At 48.0% G+C, this 17,825-nt stretch carries 15 protein-coding genes; 4 read left to right on the top strand and 11 right to left on the bottom strand.

Annotated elements, in window-relative coordinates; genetic code table 11:
- Window positions 1-470: 470 nt before the first annotated feature.
- The 8 genes from SHEWPOL2_RS13320 to SHEWPOL2_RS13285 all read right to left on the bottom strand — a co-directional run bounded on the left by SHEWPOL2_RS13320 (window position 471) and on the right by SHEWPOL2_RS13285 (window position 8,141).
- Complete coding sequence (locus SHEWPOL2_RS13320) at window positions 471-1,238, bottom strand: hypothetical protein (protein WP_037428957.1); 768 nt, start codon at window positions 1,236-1,238, stop codon at window positions 471-473.
- A gap of 532 nt (window positions 1,239-1,770) precedes the next feature.
- Entirely contained in the window at window positions 1,771-2,358 is a 588-nt protein-coding gene (locus tag SHEWPOL2_RS13315; protein ID WP_037428954.1) for a DMP19 family protein, read from the bottom strand.
- A 79-nt stretch (window positions 2,359-2,437) separates the two neighbouring features.
- The gene (locus SHEWPOL2_RS13310; RefSeq protein ID WP_011073858.1) at window positions 2,438-2,824 is read right to left on the bottom strand and encodes a DUF971 domain-containing protein; all 387 of its coding nucleotides are present in this window, start codon (window positions 2,822-2,824) and stop codon (window positions 2,438-2,440) included.
- A gap of 156 nt (window positions 2,825-2,980) precedes the next feature.
- Complete coding sequence (gene hslU / locus SHEWPOL2_RS13305) at window positions 2,981-4,309, bottom strand: ATP-dependent protease ATPase subunit HslU (RefSeq protein ID WP_037428953.1); 1,329 nt, start codon at window positions 4,307-4,309, stop codon at window positions 2,981-2,983.
- 18 nt (window positions 4,310-4,327) lie between these two features.
- On the bottom strand, window positions 4,328-4,852 hold the full coding sequence (hslV, locus tag SHEWPOL2_RS13300) for an ATP-dependent protease subunit HslV (protein ID WP_011073856.1): 525 nt from the start codon (window positions 4,850-4,852) through the stop codon (window positions 4,328-4,330).
- A 255-nt stretch (window positions 4,853-5,107) separates the two neighbouring features.
- Entirely contained in the window at window positions 5,108-6,286 is a 1,179-nt protein-coding gene (fliB, locus tag SHEWPOL2_RS13295) for a flagellin lysine-N-methylase (protein WP_037428952.1), read from the bottom strand.
- A 243-nt stretch (window positions 6,287-6,529) separates the two neighbouring features.
- Window positions 6,530-7,114, bottom strand: coding sequence for a prepilin-type N-terminal cleavage/methylation domain-containing protein (locus SHEWPOL2_RS13290; protein ID WP_037428991.1), 585 nt, complete (start codon window positions 7,112-7,114; stop codon window positions 6,530-6,532).
- Between the two features lie 424 nt (window positions 7,115-7,538).
- Window positions 7,539-8,141: a response regulator gene (locus tag SHEWPOL2_RS13285; protein ID WP_037422732.1), complete on the bottom strand. Its 603-nt coding sequence runs from the start codon at window positions 8,139-8,141 to the stop codon at window positions 7,539-7,541.
- 208 nt (window positions 8,142-8,349) lie between these two features.
- On the opposite strand from SHEWPOL2_RS13285, the gene SHEWPOL2_RS13280 reads away from it, so the two are divergent.
- Window positions 8,350-10,155 (top strand): sensor histidine kinase, encoded by a 1,806-nt coding sequence (locus SHEWPOL2_RS13280; RefSeq protein ID WP_086024042.1) that lies wholly within the window; start codon window positions 8,350-8,352, stop codon window positions 10,153-10,155.
- 78 nt (window positions 10,156-10,233) lie between these two features.
- Here SHEWPOL2_RS13280 and SHEWPOL2_RS13275 read toward each other — a convergent pair whose 3' ends face one another.
- The gene (locus SHEWPOL2_RS13275; protein WP_037428950.1) at window positions 10,234-11,145 is read right to left on the bottom strand and encodes a LysR family transcriptional regulator; all 912 of its coding nucleotides are present in this window, start codon (window positions 11,143-11,145) and stop codon (window positions 10,234-10,236) included.
- Window positions 11,146-11,256: 111 nt separating this feature from the next.
- Here SHEWPOL2_RS13275 and SHEWPOL2_RS13270 point away from each other — a divergent pair, with 111 nt between their 5' ends.
- Genes SHEWPOL2_RS13270 through SHEWPOL2_RS13260 form a run of 3 tightly spaced genes read left to right on the top strand, consistent with a single transcriptional unit; the run spans window position 11,257 to window position 14,038 of the window.
- Window positions 11,257-12,393: an alkene reductase gene (locus tag SHEWPOL2_RS13270; protein WP_037428948.1), complete on the top strand. Its 1,137-nt coding sequence runs from the start codon at window positions 11,257-11,259 to the stop codon at window positions 12,391-12,393.
- On the top strand, window positions 12,393-13,037 hold the full coding sequence (locus tag SHEWPOL2_RS13265; RefSeq protein WP_037428945.1) for an ester cyclase: 645 nt from the start codon (window positions 12,393-12,395) through the stop codon (window positions 13,035-13,037). Before SHEWPOL2_RS13270 ends, SHEWPOL2_RS13265 begins: the two co-directional genes overlap by 1 nt.
- Entirely contained in the window at window positions 13,034-14,038 is a 1,005-nt protein-coding gene (locus tag SHEWPOL2_RS13260) for a polysaccharide deacetylase family protein (protein ID WP_037422742.1), read from the top strand. The genes SHEWPOL2_RS13265 and SHEWPOL2_RS13260 overlap by 4 nt, the downstream gene beginning before the upstream one ends.
- A gap of 60 nt (window positions 14,039-14,098) precedes the next feature.
- On the opposite strand, the gene SHEWPOL2_RS13255 is transcribed toward SHEWPOL2_RS13260, so the two are convergent.
- Window positions 14,099-15,259, bottom strand: a complete 1,161-nt coding sequence (locus SHEWPOL2_RS13255; protein WP_037422747.1) for a putative sulfate/molybdate transporter — start codon at window positions 15,257-15,259, stop codon at window positions 14,099-14,101.
- 259 nt (window positions 15,260-15,518) lie between these two features.
- Window positions 15,519-17,825, bottom strand: a 2,307-nt coding sequence (locus tag SHEWPOL2_RS13250; protein WP_204366686.1) for a VCBS domain-containing protein, incomplete at its 5' end; no start/stop codon positions are given.

Genomic DNA, 17,825 nt, shown 5'->3' with positions numbered 1-17,825 from the left:
TTGCCGAACAACGTCCATGTTTAACTGCCAGTTCGCCATCCATGGCTCTCGTTCGTATCGCTGCGTTGCAGCACTCACCCTAGCGAAGTTACATGCATTGGTTAGTGGCTTCGTGCTTATTCGAAAATTGCTAACGCTTCCGATGGGCCCGCTTTACATCCCTGTAAAGCACTCCAGTTCGGCAGTCCCTGCCTCTCGCTCATCAGCTCGAAAATCACCGATTTTCATTCGCCCCTTCCCCGAAAGCTACGCAGACGTCCTGTCTGCGTCACGCGCTATCTTTTTAATAAAGAGTCTTCAACGCCCTTCAGCAACTTCGCAGGGGAAGGTGAACTCCTTCAGCTTTTGTATTTTTTGCAAGTCAAGCAAAGCAAACCGAGTAATGCTTACTGCCAGATTGACAAATTTAACAATGGGTGACTTGATAAACTTTTAACGCATCTATTATTTGGCTCGTTACCTTTACGGTTTTATGAGTAATTTTTTGCATACTCATAGCTATTCCATATAATTAATGAAACATGCTTAAGTTTATCTTTTGGAATGGTAATTCCTGCTGGAACGGTTAGTGCTTTTTTTATATCCGTGATATTTAAAGATGCAAACTTAGCGCAAATCTCTTTAACCATTTTTTTTCCAGTTGAAGAAGGGGTTTTATCATGATTGAACCACCAATTTAGAGTGTTAAATTTATGGTGATTTGTTGAAAACATTTGTTCCGAATCGATGATTACTAATTCATGGTTTTTTGTGAATAACCTGTCAGATATTTCATTAGCACCTAAGAGGTACGCGAGAAATTCGCTCTTAGGCCAATCTAAAATATTAGGTATATTAATTAGATATAAATCCTCTATGGTAAATATTGGGGTATGCTTCAATTGATGATAAGGGCAGCTATCACTACATGGTTCAATTGAATGTTCCTCAATAAACCAATGAGCACTATGTACATCACCAGCTTGCCCACCAAGAATAGTTGCGCTTTCAGAGTCTAGGATAATATATGTAGAGGACTGGCAGGATATTCCCATTGATTGAGCTATGTGAGTAAAAACGATTTCACGGTAAGCATAGAAAGAGCCTCTAAGCTTTGTAAGCCAGCGATTTCCATTCAAATCAGTTCCAATCCAAAACTCTTTTAAATCTTGAATATCTGGACTGAAAGTTTCCCAGTTCCATCCTACTGTAGAAATAACTTTTGGTAACTCAACGATTAATGGGAATGCATTTGTCATGAATGCCTCTGTTGGAGGTTTTGTTGATTAGGTGTTGTTCAATTATGAGTGCTAATCACATAATTCAACGAGTTATATCATAAATTAGTGTTACTCGGGTTGAGCGATTTATCGCAGAACTGCAATTGCATCTGTAACGGAATGAATCGAGACACCCATTGTTAAATTTTGCAATACCGATGACTCTCTTGAGGTTAACGGCCAACACCGAAGTTACAGAATACACTTTCCCCTCGGAGTTGCCGCAGGGCGAATAGACAAATTGCGTGAGTCTTGCCATGGATGGCGAGCTAGCTTTCGCAGGTGCAGGGATGCATCCTTCGGAAGCGATAGCAAATTTGGCAATGAGCACAAGGGGCTTTCAACTCCGTCGGGGACGCCGGGCCATGTTTAATAAATAAGCCAAAAGGGGAACAGGCGCTTTTCCCCTCTTGGTCGGGTGTGGGGTGAAGCCCCACGACTTTAAACTTAAAAAGATTATTGAAAAGTATCGCTTAATTATTTGCGTAAAGTACTCACAATAAACCCGCAATCATTCGATTGCGTTAACCAATCCCGTTTGTATTGCATAGCTTTCTAGCTTGATATCAAGATTATCCAAATCTTTATAAAACTCATCATCGAGTTGATTGAGTCGGGCTTCGGCTACTGGATTATCGGTTGCGGCAAGGCGTTGGTCTCTGTCGGTCGGGACGGGATGGTCGCCAAATACCGCCTGTTTAGCCTGTTGTAATAGGGCTAACGAGTGCAAAGCGCCAATTTGCTGAAGGCCGCGCTCGGCAACAGCATAATGCTCGCCCGATGAGTTATCGAAGTATTGGATAAAGCCGCCGTTGTAGACTTCGCCAGAGAGACAATTGACGGCGTAATAGTGCTGCGCTGCTTCGCTTAGCGTGTGAAAGCCTTGATTATCATCGTGCACCCGCACCACAATATCTCGCCACAGCGCTCTAAAAGGGCAGGTTTTATCTAATTCCCGCTCCTTTTGGTAATAGGCTTTTGCCTGTTCGATATTTTCACGATTGCCGTTTTTGCAGGGCATACATAAGCCTGCGTTTCGCTCGGCGGTGCTTGGCATAATTAAGGTTTTGCAGGCTGTGCAGGGGACTTTTTCCGACATTATCTTTCCTTAGACTCGTCAGCGGGTAAGCACTCAAGGAGAGTCTTGAGCGCTCTCCTTGAACAATGGCGTTAACTGATTAGTTGTACTTAATATTCATCGCGATCAAGGGTTCGCGTGAGGCCTTCTCAGCTCGTAGGCGTGCTAAGTACTTTTCCCATAGTTCCACTTGGTGAGTGGCGAGATCGTAAAGCACTTGCCAGGAGAATAGGCCAGTATCGTGGCCATCGTCGAAGACGATTTTTACCGCGTAGTTACCTACGGGTTCGATGCGGGTGATATTCACATTCTTCTTATGGGTGACCAGCTTAGGGTTACCGTGACCATGCACTTCGGCGGAGGGGGAATAGACACGTAACATCTCACAGGTGAGTTGATACTGCTCGCCGTTATCGAAGCTGATTTCTAAAATGCGCGATTTACGCTTGAGCTTAAGATCGGTGACATTGGGTGTGCTAGTGGTCATAGGTAGCGCCAAGAAAATGCTGAGAATGGACAAGCTGTAACATAACAATTTGTGGCTAAGGTTACAAAGTGTAAGCCTTAACCACAGTCACAATTTTGCACTCAATGTTCGGTATCTTGGGATACCGAACATTGCAGGCTTGGATAACAGCCCTAGTTACAGGATAAAGCGGCTTAGGTCTTCGTCTTGAACCAGATTATCTAAGTGAGCACTCACATAATCGGCATCAATCACAAATGAGCTGCCAGACTTGTCAGAAGCCTCATAGGAGATATCTTCCATCAGCTTTTCCATCACGGTATGCAGACGACGGGCACCAATGTTTTCGGTGCGCTCGTTCACCTGCCATGCCGCCTTGGCAATGCTCTCAATGCCTGACTCGGTAAACTCAATGGTTACGCCTTCGGTCGCCATCAGCGCGATATATTGCTCGGTCAGTGAGGCATGTGGCTCGGTTAAAATGCGTTTAAAATCATCGGCTGTAAGCGCATCTAGCTCAACGCGGATCGGTAAACGGCCTTGTAGCTCAGGAATTAAATCCGATGGTTTTGACATCTGGAATGCGCCCGAGGCGATAAACAGAATATGGTCGGTTTTCACCATGCCGTGTTTAGTGGTGACTGTGCAGCCTTCGACTAAAGGTAATAGGTCGCGCTGTACCCCTTCGCGGGAAACGTCTGGGCCTGAGGTTTCGCCACGCTTACAGATTTTGTCGATTTCGTCGAGGAACACGATACCGTGCTGCTCAACCAATTCAATGGCTTGCTCTTTTAAATCTTCTTGATTAACCAGCTTGGCCGCTTCTTCTTCGATCAACAGCTTAAAGGCTTCTTTGATCTTCATTTTGCGACGTTTAGCCGGTGCTTGGCCCATATTTTTAAACAGGCTTTGCAGTTGGTTAGTCATTTCTTCCATGCCGGGCGGTGACATGATTTCAATACCAATTTGTGGCTGGGCCACGTCGATATCGATTTCTTTGTCATCTAATTGGCCTTCGCGCAGCTTCTTACGGAAGATTTGACGGGTATTGGAGCTGGTATCGCTTTCCGTGTTATCCCAGTCATTTTTCGGCTTGGGCAGAAGGGCATCGAGAATGCGCTCTTCAGCGTGTTCTTCGGCGCGTTGGCGGCATTTGCCCATTTGCTGCTCGCGGGTCAGCTTGATGGCGATGTCGGTTAAATCACGGATGATTTGCTCGACTTCTTTACCCACGTAACCCACTTCGGTGAACTTAGTGGCTTCAACCTTGATAAATGGGGCATTGGCTAGCTTTGCCAAACGGCGGGCGATTTCAGTTTTACCTACGCCGGTTGGGCCAATCATCAGAATGTTTTTTGGGGTAACTTCTTGACGGAAATCGGCATCTAGCTGCATGCGGCGCCAGCGGTTACGCAGGGCGACGGCGACGGAACGTTTGGCCTTTTTCTGGCCGATAATGTGGGCATCCAGCTCGTGGACAATCTCACGGGGGGTCATTTCAGACATAATATTCCTCACGCCCTATTAGTAATTAAGTTCTTCAATCGTTTTGAATTGATTGGTGAATACGCAGATATCGCCGGCAATAGTCAATGACTTTTCAGCAATTTCCAGCGCCGATAATTCGGTATTTTGCAGTAGTGCTAACGCCGCCGCTTGGGCATAGTTACCGCCCGAGCCAATGGCGACTAAATCATGTTCTGGCTGCACTACGTCACCATTACCAGTGATGATAAGTGAGGCTTCGGCATCAGCGACCACTAGCATGGCCTCGAGTTTGCGCAGCATACGGTCGGTACGCCAATCTTTGGCCAGTTCAACAGCCGAGCGTAACAGGTGACCTTGGTGCATCTCGAGCTTGGACTCGAAACGCTCAAATAGGGTAAAAGCGTCGGCGGTGCCGCCAGCAAAACCTGCCAACACTTTGTTGTGATACAAGCGACGCACTTTTTTGGCGTTACCTTTCATCACGGTATTGCCTAGGGAGACTTGGCCATCGCCGGCGATGACAACTTGGTTATTACGGCGTACTGATACGATAGTGGTCACTTTTGAATCCTCTTCTCTTGCCCGCAATGAAAATCCTGCGGTGGATGATGGAGTAAATATGGGGATGGATAGTCAGAATTCAAGTTATTGCAGAAAAAGCCAATGGGGTTTGCGTGTTCGCGCGCCTTTTGCAACAAAATAACGGCATACGGGGAAGTGGCGGCCTGCTTCAGTCTTGCTACGACTGAAGTGTCGGCTGATTCGCAAAGACTGCCGTTGGCGCTATTTCGGCAGTCTCGGTTTTACCATAGGCGATCACGAGGTTTTTAATAGGCTGATGGCGGCGGGAATACTATCAATACCACATTCTTGTAAGGTCTGATTGATGCCCTCGGCAAATTTCGCTTTATGTTGGCGCACAACGCTATAGAGCTGAAAACAAAGCACTATGTCACTTTCTGTCAGTCCATTATTTTTAAATGCCATGGCAGATAAGTAACAGCGGATCATAAAGCAATCAATCACGAGCAGGCGAAATGCCATCCAAGGCTGCTGTGAATCACTCATGGGGAAATGCTCATGGTAAAGCGAATATAAAATATAACGGTCAAATAAATCCTGATAATTGCTCAACGCGGGCAAGGCTTTTTCTTCCCACGCTTTATTTAAATCGTCAATTTGATATTGATTACTCTCATTACACAACAAACCAATTGCGTCATTAAGCGAGGTAAAACGAGGCTTTAAGCTTCTTGAGTGAAGTTTGCATAATTGATCATGTATCGAAACAAAAGCATGGGTTTGAGGCTGTGGTGTGTAGGGTATTTTTTGATATTGCTCATCGATTTGATTGGTTTGGGCCAGCAAGATTAATTGTTCAAAACGCTGATCTATTTGTGCAATAGGAAGAGTATTTTGCCTCACTTGGTCACTGACTTTTACCAATAATCCTATGGCCATGAGTGCCTGTTGCCAATCCACACCCATATTAATTAATAAATCCAAACTGTAATCGTAGGTTTTTTCTAACCATGCAGGATTGGCCGCGGTTGGACGTTTGGCGCCACCGCTCTTTGCCTCAAATTGAAATGCATTGGCGTCAAATAGCACCAGGCGGGCAGCCTCAGGGCAAGATATCGTTAAACTTTCATATTTGGTGGTTGCGATAACATTGTCACTACGGGGGTAGGTTTTACAGGTGTGGCTTAAGGCTATTTCACCCGCAGCCGCATGGATGGAACATAACTTCTGCTCGTTTACAAACGGGCATATTCCATTGGCGTTAAGTTTGATTTTTGCCCACTGATTAGCATCGGTTTTGGTTTCAATAAATGCCTCTTTGGCAAGAGACGCGAGTTTTGGATGGTTAAGGGTATTTTTGTAGCTTTTTTTGTCAAAAATGATGGTCCAGTCATGGCAGCAACTGTCTTCACATGCGGCACCTATACAACTGAATTGTGAAGCGTAGCCTGGTGTAACAATGAGATTATTCATTGGCGTTTATTCATCTGAGTGTTCCATAAACAAAAAGGTAACAAATCTATAGGATTAAGGCCAATCTTTGGTGAGTTTGACAACCACATGTAAAAGGAATCTTAGTGTCTGCCCGCAATGAAAATGATGCGGAGGAAAACAAAGTCACTATAGGATGGATAGTCAGAATTCAAGTTATTGCAGAAAAAGCCACAGGACTTTGTTGATTTTTGTCCTGTGGCGAAAGCGGATATGCTGGATGGATTAAGGTGCAGATAACGAGGAGCGGCCGACAACAGTTCGTCCATCGAGGGGATAGTATTTTAGCTCCCAATTCTCGCTGCCAAGGCGGCGATCATCCGACACATAGTTAAAGTAACAATAAGTATTAGGGTCACTTATCGCGCCGCCGCTATACCAGTAGACGATGTCGATATTGGGTGCTTGTTGCGTTTCCCAATCCGTGTGTGTGGTAAGGACAAAGTCCTGATTATCGAGTAACGATTGCCACAGTTCTCCGCAGTAAGCGCCTTGTAATTGAGTGCCTTGACTGCTTTGAGCCGTGTCTTTTCCGAGTGGAAAGCCCGTGGTGGTCGAGTCGATAGTGCCATCACCATAGCAAGCGAGATTTTGGGTATATCCCGAGTGTCCGCCCGCAAGCCAACAACTGTGATACAGCTTGACGCCAGAGGTAAAAGCAGCAAAAGCAGCTTTTGCCCGAGTATCGTGGGCATCTTGACTTAGATTCATAAAGCGCGGGGCTGCGACTACGGCAAGAATGCCTAAAATGATGATAACCACCACTAGTTCGATTAGGGTGAATCCCTTAGATGTGTGTAAACGACTCATACTGCTCACCTGTTGCCAAGATAGTCGCATTCTAACTTCATTTTGAAAAATTATCATTAAGCTATTGATAGATATTAATTTGATTAACAATAGTGCTACATTGATTGTTCGGGTTTTGGGCGGCGAGGCGGGGTTTGTAGGGATAAAAAAATCCCCGAGAACACTGGCCGTACTCGGGGAAAGGTTCAAAAGCAGTGGATCGTTAATGCCTACGGAGCATAAATGACAGAACCTAACTTGAGTGTGGCAGTGAATGGTGTTTGATACAAAGCCAAAGATGCAAACTGCGACAGCTTGTCGCAGTTTGGATGAAAACGCCGCCATCAGCGTATTCTAAATGGTCTGAGTTATATGGAATGAGTGGTTTAATCGTGACAAGCGTGGCGAGAATATATTGCGATTGTTTAGCGTGCTGGTCACTGATTTATAAAACAGAATTTAGATTTCCTAAGTGTTGTACTAACTCTGCCATATTGTTCACTTCAAGCTTTTTCATAATCTTTGCGCGATGCACTTCGATGGTTCTTAAGGATAAATACATGGCTTCGGAGATCTGTTTGTTGGTCATGCCTTGAACCACATGGGCTAATACTTGTTGTTCGCGCTCAGTCAGTTGGGCAAATTTCTGCTGCAGACTCTGTTGCTCAAAGCTGGATTGGCTTTCTTTATGTGCTTTTTCAATCGCTTGTACAAGGGCTTTACCCGACACAGGTTTTTGAAAAAAGTCGCATGCGCCTTTACGAAAAGCGCTTAATGCCATGGGTAAATCACCGTGGCCAGTGAGAAAAATCACTCCTAATGGACTTTGGGTTTCAAGCAGCTTTTGCTGCACTTCTTGGCCAGTGATCTCCGGCATTCGGCTATCTAAGATGACACAGCCCGCTTGAGTTAACGGGCATTGGGCTAAAAAATCCCGCCCACTGCTAAAGGTTTGTACTTGGTAGCCAAATTGCCCGAGCATAAACCCTAAGGAGTCGAGAATCGCTTCATCATCATCGACTAAATACAGCGGCAGCATAGTGGACATGGTTTTCCTTTTGGTGGTGGGACTCTTTATCAGCTTAAGCCTGCCTTGTCGTAGGCTCAATTTTAAGCCTAGGTCTTGGGAGGTTTATCACTAAATTAGTCAAATCACTTTAGGGGGAATGCCAGAGTTTGGTGTTATTCACAGCATCATTTTGGCCTTGCGTATAAAGTACTCCGAATACAAAAGCATACAAGACAAGGCGATAGCAATGAGAACTTGGTGTAGGGCAATACTCGTGAGCTGCATATTGAGCGTAATGATGCTTAATTTGTCCTATGCCGATGAAGATATTCCCGTTCATGAATTTAAAGTGGGAGTGCTGGCTAATCATGGGGTGTTGCAGGCAAAACAGCGCTGGCAGCCTATGATGGATTACCTTAGCGAAAACGTCCCTAATAGCCGTTTTGAAGTGGTGCCCGTCGACTTTAATGGTATGCGTAGCCAGTTACTGAGCAATGAATTGCAGTTTATTGTGACTAACCCCGGCCAGTATCTGCACTTGAGTAATAATTTCCCCCTCTCTTGGCTCGCGACCATGAAAAGCCGTAAACATCAGGGCAGCACTTTTACCATAGGCGCGACCATTATTGTGCGTGCCGATAGCCCTATACGTAGCTTGCAGGATTTACGCGGTAAGAATGTGGTTGCTAGCGATCCGCAGGCACTTGGCGGCTATCAGGCTGCGATGGGATTACTGCATAAAATGGGTTATTTACCGGAGCAATTCTTTGGCCAAGTGCGATTTTTAGGATTGCCCCTCGCGCCGCTGATCTATCAAGTGCGCGATGGGAGTGCCGATGCCGCCATTGCGCCTTTTTGTACCCTAGAGGAAATGATTGAAACTGGGCTTATCAATAAGGCGGACTATCGTGTCATTCATCCAACCCATCCTCCTGGATATGACTGCGAGGTGAGCACCCAACTCTATCCTAATTGGTCATTTGCGGCGGCGGATACGGTTTCGCCACGGATCACCATGCAAATCACCCGCGCCTTGTTTGACCTGCCCCCAGACCATGTGGCAGCCATTACCGCCGATACTTTAGGTTGGACTGCGCCGGTAAGCCAGCTAAAGGTGATTGAATTATTTAAAGAATTACAGCTGCAAGGTGCATCACCTCCCTTATATCAAACCGTGTATAAATGGATGGAGAAAAATAAAGAGTGGGGTGGGGTATTACTGCTGATCTTTATTGTGTCGACCATTTATCACCTGTGGCTCGAATATAAATTCCGCCAAAAGAGCGAGTTTTTAGTCAGTACTGAGCGGCAATTAAAAGACAAGGCATTGCAGTTAGAACGCTTACAAAGTGCGGCGATCCTTGGGGAGATTGGTGCTGGGTTGGCCCATGAGCTAAATCAACCGATTGCGGCGATAACCCAATACAGTGAGGGCGCCATGATACAGCTAGAAAGGCTGGGGCAGGACAACCCAGAGCTTTATGATATTTTGGGTAAAATCAACGCACAATCGATACGGGCCGGGGCGGTAGTACACCGTATTCGTGGCTTGCTTAAACGCCGTCAGTCGAAGGCCGAACCGCTGGATGTGACGTTAGTCGTCAAAGAGGCACTGGCCTTATTACGCCGAGAATTAGACCGAGCGGGGGTACAAGTTGACGTACAGGTGCAAGGTCGTCCCTATGAATTGATGGGCGATAGTGTTGGCTTAAGTCAAATGTGGGTCAATTTGGTGAAAAATAGCCTCGATGCGCTGGAAGCATGTGAGGATAACCGTGCACGTAAGTTAAGGATTGAGATCCACTATCAACCCAATGAAATCAAAGTCTTGGTGATTGATAATGGCCAAGGTTTACAGGGACAAGCTAATGAGTTGATGGCCTCTTTTGCCTCGACCAAAGATGCAGGGCTCGGATTAGGTTTAGCGATCTGTAAGGATGTCGTCAGCCGTCACCACGGCAGTATTGAGATTGAAAACTGCAAGCAATCGACACAAACGCCATTGCCTTGGCAGCAAGGCTGTGTAGTGACGGTGATATTGCCTCGGGGCTAGAATGAATCGCCGCAGAGTTTTTAAGTATCTATCTTCAGTTGCGGGTGCAAGCTACTTTTTATCAGGCCCAATTATCGTTTAAGGCGCTGGATATTCTTGGCTAAATTGCTGCAGTTTTTGCGCTAAAAACTCAATGGTGCGGCGAATTTTATGGCTCGGATAGTCGGTTTGTAGATAAACCAATTGCAGTGGCACCGCAGGCGCGAGTTTATCGGCTAAGATAAGCTGTAGTCTGCCTTCGGTGACATCCTGCGCTACATCGAGCCAACTTTTATAGGCGATACCTCGCCCCGCCAGTGCCCAATCGCGCACAACGGCGCCATCATTGCAAAAGCGTTTTCCTCTTACTTCAATCTCTACGGTTTCACCATTATGGCTGAATTTCCATTTCTGCCATGGCTCGCCGCCACGATTTAAGATCAACACTTGGTGTTGGCTCAGCTCGTTCAGTGTTTGCGGTTCACCATATTGCGCAAGATAAGCGGGGGAGGCGACGAGCACCCTTGGCGTCATCGACAGTTGGCGCCGTTTTAGATTGGAATCTTCCAGTTGGCCATAACGCAGGGCTAAATGGATATTTTGATCGATGAGATCTGTCATATGGTCGCCAAAGTACAGCTGAATCGACAGCTCAGGCGCGCTATCCATCAGCTCATCTAGCCAATTGCGGATCCGGCTGCGGCCAATGTCCGAGGGCAGGGCAATGCGCACTTCGCCCTTAAGCTCGCCCCTATGCTCGGCCAAATTAGCGGAAGCGGTTTCGAGTAACGCAAGGGCAGGTTTAGCTGCATCGAGAAATATTCGCCCTTCTTCCGTGAGTTGCAACCGCCGAGTTGATCGCGCAAATAGCTGACAACCTAACTTTTTTTCAAGTCTTTGCAGGGCCGCGCTCGCGGCGGCGGGCGTCATGCCGACTTCTTTACTGGCGGCGGACAGGCTTTCTAGTGCAGCAATACGCAGGGCGAGTTGCAGATCGTTTATATGATACATATCAAATTATTTTTGAAAATGATTTAAATAATAGGCTGATTATCAATATAGATTAACTAATGCACAATTGCACTCAGATATTCAATCATCATTTATGGTTCGGGAGTGCATATGAGTTTATTTACAGCCTATGAGTCAGCGGCACTGACACTGCAAAATCGTATTGTTATGGCGCCGATGACACGGGCGCGTACCACGCAACCGGGTAATATCCCTAATGATTTAATGGCGCAATATTATGCCCAGCGTGCGTCGGCAGGGCTTATCATCAGTGAAGCGACCCAAATTTCCGACGACAGCCAAGGCTACTCTTTTACCCCCGGCGTCTATACCGAGGCGCAAGTTGATGGCTGGATAAAGGTCACTGCGGCGGTGCATCAAGCGGGTGGAAAAATCTTTAATCAAATCTGGCATGTAGGCCGAGTGTCCCATCCGATTTTTCAGCAGGGTGCAGCGCCGATTGCACCATCAGCGATTGCTCCTGTTGGTACTAAGGTATGGATCGTTGATGAGGAGCATCCCGAGGGACAAATGGTAGATTGCCCCGAGCCGAGGGAAATGACCCAAGCGGATATCGACCGCGTGGTGGCCGACTTTGCCAACGCAGGGGCAAATGCCGTTGCCGCGGGTTTTGATGGCATCGAAATCCATGGTGGTAATGGTTATCTCATTGACCAATTCCTGCGGACTAATTCTAACCATAGAACCGACGCCTACGGCGGCACGCCTGAAAAACGTATTCGGTTTTTATTGGAAGTGGTTGAAGCGGTAAGTGCCCAGATTGGCGCCGATAAAGTAGGCGTTCGCCTCGCACCCTATGTAACTTTTAAGGACATGGCTTGCCCTGAGATTGTCGATACTATCCTGTTGGCCGCCAAACACTTATCGGCGTTGGGCGTAGCGTATTTGCACTTGTCTGAAGCCGATTGGGATGATGCGCCACAGGTGCCTGAGTCTTTCAGAATTGAGCTACGCAAAGTGTTTAAAGGCAGCATTATTGTGGCGGGGCGTTACGATGTCGAGCGTGCCAATGAGGTTATCGAAAAAGGTTATGCCGACTTAGTGGCCTTTGGCCGTGCCTTTATTGCTAACCCCGATCTGCCCTATCGATTAGCCAATCAATTACCCCTATCGCCCTTCGATAAGGGGCCATTATTTGGCGGCAGTGCGGCGGGCTATACCGATTATCCTAGCTATCAAGCGGCACTGCGCGCCGTCATCCGCTCTAGTGATGATGAGGTGGCATAATGCAAAACCGTATTTATTGCCCTGTTTCTCCTTGGATAAGAGTAGGTTTGTGGAGCTCAGGATTACTCGGCTTAGCCATTATAGGCTTTGCGCTTGCGAGTCTAAGTATGACGGCGTTTGCCGCTCAAGGTGGTTCAACCCAAGCCAGTGTTGATGTCAAAACCGCTCTTACTCCTAAGGTAACGGCAATGGAGCTGATCAGCGATGGTTCACCACAGGCTGAATCTATTGCCCACGCCGCTTTGCTATACGCTAGTTTTTGGGATACCGGTGATCCGACATTTGCCCGTTGGGCATTAGCGACCAGTTTTATTGATCGCACCTTGCCCGAAGGTCGTGCACAGGGGATTAGCGGACCGCTCGACGCCTCTAAAACCTTTAGGGCGGCGGTACCTGATCTCTCGGTAACCGTTGAGCACTTGCTGGTGGTCGGTGACCGTGCGGTTGTGCGCCTCCGTTTTAATGGCCACTTTACGGGTGTCTTTGGTGAACAGCGTGGTCAAGGGCAAAAAATTGATTTTCGCGCCGTAGATATGTACCGCGTGCGTGAGGGTTTTATTACTGATAACTGGCACCTTGAAGATTATCAAACGCTATTTAACCAGTTTGCCTCTAACGCTGTGACCACAGGAGCGAAGTCATGAATCAACGTCGACAATTTTTAAAGACCAGTTTACAGGCGGGCGGTGCTTTGATTGCGGGTGTAGGGCTGAGTCAGTCTGCATTTTCAATGGGAGTTCCGAGCTTAGTGGCGGTCGATGATCAAACTCAAACTTCGGTAGGAGGCAGTATGAATAAGCGTTTTTGGCCTAATGGCGAGCAACTAGTGATCTCTATATCCATGCAGTTTGAGGCTGGCGCGCAGGATAAAAACGCTGAAGGGCCGTTTCCACCAATGGAGAAAGGCTACCCAGATACGATTACTCCCAGTTGGTACGACTACGGGATGAATGAAGGGATACCGCGTTTGCTGCGTATATGGCGTAAGCACAATATTCACGTGACATCCCATATGGTGGGCCGCGCCGCCGAATTACATCCACAACTTGCTAAACAAGTGGCGGATGAAGGCCATGAGATTTCAGGCCATGGGCAGACGTGGACGCCGCAATACAGTATGTCGCCAGCGCAGGAACGTGATTCTTATATCCAGAGTATCAATACCTTAGAAAAGATCACTGGTCAGCGTCCCGTCGGGTTTAATGCGTTTTGGATGCGCCACAGCACCCAAACCTTAAATATCCTACAGGACTTAGGTTTTATCTATCACATTGATGATTTATCAAGGGATGAACCTTCAATTATCCCTGTGCAGGGTAAACCGTTTGCCGTGGTGCCTTATACCTTGCGCAACAATGATATAGGTCGCTTTGGTGGTAACACTGCGATGACGGCTGCCGCCTTCTTACAGGAGCTTAAAGACGAATTCGATATGCTCTATCAGGAAGGAGCATCGCAGCGGCGGATGATGTCGATTAGTGTGCATGACCGTATCGGGGGCACGCCAGGTCTTGCCAATGCCTTAGACAAGTTTATTCAATACGCGAAAGAACACTCAAAAGTGGGTTTTATGCGTAAGGATGCGATTGCTAAATGGGCGCTGGCGCAAAAGGATACGCCAACCAATCCTGCAAGAACATTTTAAGAGCTAAAAACACAGCACAGGGATGTGCTGTGTTTTTTACTTTCTTGGGGATATTGGCGCTTAACGCATCGCGAGCATGGCCCAAGTGCGGCGACCTTGCTCGAGAAGAATCCCCACGGCAAGCCCTGCCGCGGCGTTAATGGCTAGGCAGGTCACAGCGGTAGATAAGATCACAAAGATACAGAAGGGCTTACCATCGATAAGGCGTTTTGACCACGCCAGTTGCAAACCGCCGATGGACAGCAAACTGCCGAGAATTGCTACAGGAATAAGCCCGAGCAACCATGCCATTTGGCTATCCCAAAACAGGGCGATAACCACACAAGTACCGCCGAAGATTAATGGTGCGAGATGGGTGCGTGCGCCAAAGTGATACTGCACTGCAAGTCCTCCTGCGCCATGGCACATGGCCGCTGCACCAAAAGGCGCGAGTAACAAATTGGCCAGCCCAGAGCTAATGGCCAAGTTTTTAGGCGTGAGTTTAGCGGCGTCTTCAGGGAATTTTTCCTGCGCCATGGCTGAAGTTGCTATTACCGCATTGGTTAAGGTGAGAGCGAGTTGTGGCAACACCAGTAAAATCGCCGCCGAGCTCCACTCATTAAGACTCGGCCAAGCCAAATGCAGTGAGGTGCTCAAAGCGGGAATCGTCAGGCTGCTAGTTATTTCGGTTTGGCTGTTGGCTTGCCACAACATACCCGCTGCGATAACGAGTGGCATGGCAAGGTAACGCAATGGTAAGAATTTACTCACAAACAGCAAGGCAAACGCGCCGAGTCCGAGTAACCAAAAGTCACTCATCATCTTAGTGCCCATCCACATCAATTGCAGACCAATCGCTAATTGAATCCCCACACTCACTGCTTGGGATAATTGCTTAGCAAGCCAAGTGATGGCGCCGCTAAACGCCAAGATTAACAGAATGATACCCATCAGCATGGCACTGGCTTGGAGCATCCCAGGCGTTAAGCCTTGGGCGATCACAAGGGCGGCGATGACCTTCATGGGCTGGACGGGGATCGGACGGCGATAAAATAAGGCGCTTAGGATGGCGAATAGGCCAAAGCCTAAAAATATCCCTTGGGGCGAAAATTGGTTTAGGGCAATTAAGCCCAAGACTAAAGGTAAAAATGTGCCTAAGTCAGCAAAGGCGCCGCTGGTTTCACCGAGTAAACGGTTGAGCGGTTGAGTCGGGTGCTGTGTTGGGGTTTTGCCCGCGGTCATAGAGGTTGCCACAATTGAACATTGCCTACTTAGGCAAAATAAATGCCAGATATTTAAGGAGTTAAAGGGGATATAGGGAGTAATTTTCTGAGGTTTTTTTAAGCCGAGAGACATTTTGGCTGTCGAGCGGATGGTGCCTTGGCCTAAATGTCAGCGATGCACTTTTAGCCTAATAGACCCTAGGTACCTGCCTAGGGTCTATTGCGGATAAGTTATGGTCAGCGAAGAGAACAAGATAAATATTTGTTCTTCCCTTTGACTACATTTGGTTATGCATGTCGTTTAGAGCGGAATGTAAGAGATCATCATCGTTTGGATTCACCTCTAATTGTGCATGTTCTCCCTGAAAGCCATACTGGTCCAAATGAGGTGTTTTGTGTTCCTCAATCAGTGGATTTTCAAAATGGTTAATCGTAACCATATCTAACATATCAGTATCCATATCTTGGAATGTTGATGATGGTGTGTTTAACGTTGCCAGTTCAATCGGTGTAGTTGGTTGTTGCTCAATAGAATCGGGCATCAGTCCCACCATTTGCAGATAGTGATCGATAGGGGATGTGGTTGCTTGCGCGGAAAAATTGCCTCCCTCAAAAAGGGTTGTATCGACAGATTTATCCTGCGCTGGGTTAGTTTGAGCAGTCTGTTCGTCTACAGATCCCATTAGGAGACTGGCATCATAGTTAACACTGCTGACATTCAAGTGGCCACTTGACGCCGAATCAAGGTCATGTGCCGAAGTGGCTAGAGTAGCCGGCTCTGCAACATCAAGATTAACGCTGTCTATTGTTTCAAAGTTTGCTTCATCACTTGATTGTGATGATGTTTGCGCATGGAGTTGCAACTCTCCAAAAGTATATGGCCCAGACCAGCCAGTAAAACCCACTCCGTTGACCTCAACATGAATATTATGAGGATCACCTGTGTTATGTAACCACATACGCGCGGTATCTAAGCCGCTATCGCTGGATACTAGGATGCCATAGCCCTGTGAGTGAAGCTGCATCAATTGCGTCATCGACAGAACTGCTGCGTTGTCAGTGCCCGTCGGTGAAATGGTTTGCTGCAATTGGCCTGAGGGGGTGACTATCTGTATATGTACCCCTGCAATACTCAGCTCCATATTGGAAAAGGGTTGCATGTCACCCGTAGCAAAGGCCTTTGCCAGATCCCGATACTGGTAACCAGCACCGTCTATGGCGGGTTGCAGGGCATCGTAGATATCTTGCGCCATATAGGCGCCAAAGTTACCCTGTGCGGTTTGCTGGGGCTGAGGTGACGGAGATGGCGCACCATGCACCTCAATACGAATCTCGTGGGAGCTACCATCTGCACTCTTGACTGTGAAACTTTCGAAGGTGTAGGACTTGTCGGTTTGGTGTTGTACGAAGGCGTTTTGCTCGTTCAACTGGTACTGCCAGTGTCCTTGGGCATCCAACGTCAAGGTACCATCTAGATCACCTTTGTATTGCCCCGCTTGGAAATGATCCTGCCCTAGGTCAGCATCGCTGACCAGCAATTGCCCAGTAGCCTGCGTGTTCACCTGGACCTGTACGCTGGCATGATCATCACCACTGATCACCGCACCATCGTTTTGGCCGGTGATATGCAAGGTGAGGAACTGGCTCGCCCGCGCCCCACTACTGTCGGTAACTACCACTGGAATGGCGATGTTTCGCACTTGGCCGTTGGTCAGGCTCTGATATTCCTGGTGACTGGGATCGAAGCTGTAGCTGCCATCATCGTGCAGCACAAAACCGGGGATGTTGGCGGCCGTGAAGAAATGCAGCACATCACCGCGATCGACATCCAGCGCCGCCATCTGGCCGCGCAGCAGGCCGCCGTCTTCAGTCACTGACTGGCTCTGCGCCTGCATAACGGGCGCATCATTGCTGCCCTCTACAGTGATGCGTAGCACATGGCTGCTGCCATCGGCACTGTGCACTGTCAAAAGATCGGTCAGCGTCTCACCAGCCTTGAGTGCTTGCACGGTGGGATCGGCGTTGTCTAGGCGGTACTGCCAAGTTCCTTGCTCGTCGATACTGAATTGGCCGTACTGTCCTTGCGCATCTGCCTGGGCGATAAAGTGGGCTTCGCCAGTATCAGGATCGACCACGCTCAGCTGGCCGCCGATCTGAGATTGCGTGCCATCCTCGGTGAGCTTGCCGTTGTCTGCCCCACTGATGATGGCGGCGGTATTCTGATTGCTGCCAAACAGTTGCACGGTAACTGTGTGGGCGGTGCCATCGGCGCTGGTGACGGTGAATGTGTCGCTCAAGGCCTTGCCCGCAGTCAACTGCTGCAAGGCGCTCTGGTGACCGTCGGCCTGATAATGCCAGTGCCCCTGCGCATCGATGCTGAACTGGCCGTACTGGCCTTTGATGTCTTGCAAGGGGGTAAAGTGTGCTTGGTCGCCATCGACATCGAGCACAGTCAGGTGGCCCTGGGTTTGAAGGTGTGTATTGCCATCAGCGAGTACGCTGCCGCTGTCGGCACCGGCCAGCACGGCGGCATGGTTACCAGTGGCAACCGTTGCCTGTAGGGTAAGTGGGCTGTGGTTGGGCAC

It is taken from the genome of Shewanella sp. POL2 (assembly GCF_000282755.1).
GTDB lineage: Bacteria > Pseudomonadota > Gammaproteobacteria > Enterobacterales > Shewanellaceae > Shewanella > Shewanella xiamenensis.
This window is presented reverse-complemented; position numbering and strand designations above follow the sequence as displayed.

Bases quoted from the DNA above. Each gene is read 5' to 3' on its own strand.
- SHEWPOL2_RS13320 (WP_037428957.1), bottom strand. From the start codon at position 1,238: ATGACAAATGCATTCCCATTAATCGTTGAGTTACCAAAAGTTATTTCT.
- SHEWPOL2_RS13315 (WP_037428954.1), bottom strand. From the start codon at position 2,358: ATGTCGGAAAAAGTCCCCTGCACAGCCTGCAAAACCTTAATTATGCCA.
- SHEWPOL2_RS13310 (WP_011073858.1), bottom strand. From the start codon at position 2,824: ATGACCACTAGCACACCCAATGTCACCGATCTTAAGCTCAAGCGTAAA.
- hslU (WP_037428953.1), bottom strand. From the start codon at position 4,309: ATGTCTGAAATGACCCCCCGTGAGATTGTCCACGAGCTGGATGCCCAC.
- fliB (WP_037428952.1), bottom strand. From the start codon at position 6,286: ATGAATAATCTCATTGTTACACCAGGCTACGCTTCACAATTCAGTTGT.
- SHEWPOL2_RS13290 (WP_037428991.1), bottom strand. From the start codon at position 7,114: ATGAGTCGTTTACACACATCTAAGGGATTCACCCTAATCGAACTAGTG.
- SHEWPOL2_RS13285 (WP_037422732.1), bottom strand. From the start codon at position 8,141: ATGTCCACTATGCTGCCGCTGTATTTAGTCGATGATGATGAAGCGATT.
- SHEWPOL2_RS13280 (WP_086024042.1), top strand. From the start codon at position 8,350: ATGAGAACTTGGTGTAGGGCAATACTCGTGAGCTGCATATTGAGCGTA.
- SHEWPOL2_RS13275 (WP_037428950.1), bottom strand. From the start codon at position 11,145: ATGTATCATATAAACGATCTGCAACTCGCCCTGCGTATTGCTGCACTA.
- SHEWPOL2_RS13270 (WP_037428948.1), top strand. From the start codon at position 11,257: ATGAGTTTATTTACAGCCTATGAGTCAGCGGCACTGACACTGCAAAAT.
- SHEWPOL2_RS13265 (WP_037428945.1), top strand. From the start codon at position 12,393: ATGCAAAACCGTATTTATTGCCCTGTTTCTCCTTGGATAAGAGTAGGT.
- SHEWPOL2_RS13260 (WP_037422742.1), top strand. From the start codon at position 13,034: ATGAATCAACGTCGACAATTTTTAAAGACCAGTTTACAGGCGGGCGGT.
- SHEWPOL2_RS13255 (WP_037422747.1), bottom strand. From the start codon at position 15,259: ATGACCGCGGGCAAAACCCCAACACAGCACCCGACTCAACCGCTCAAC.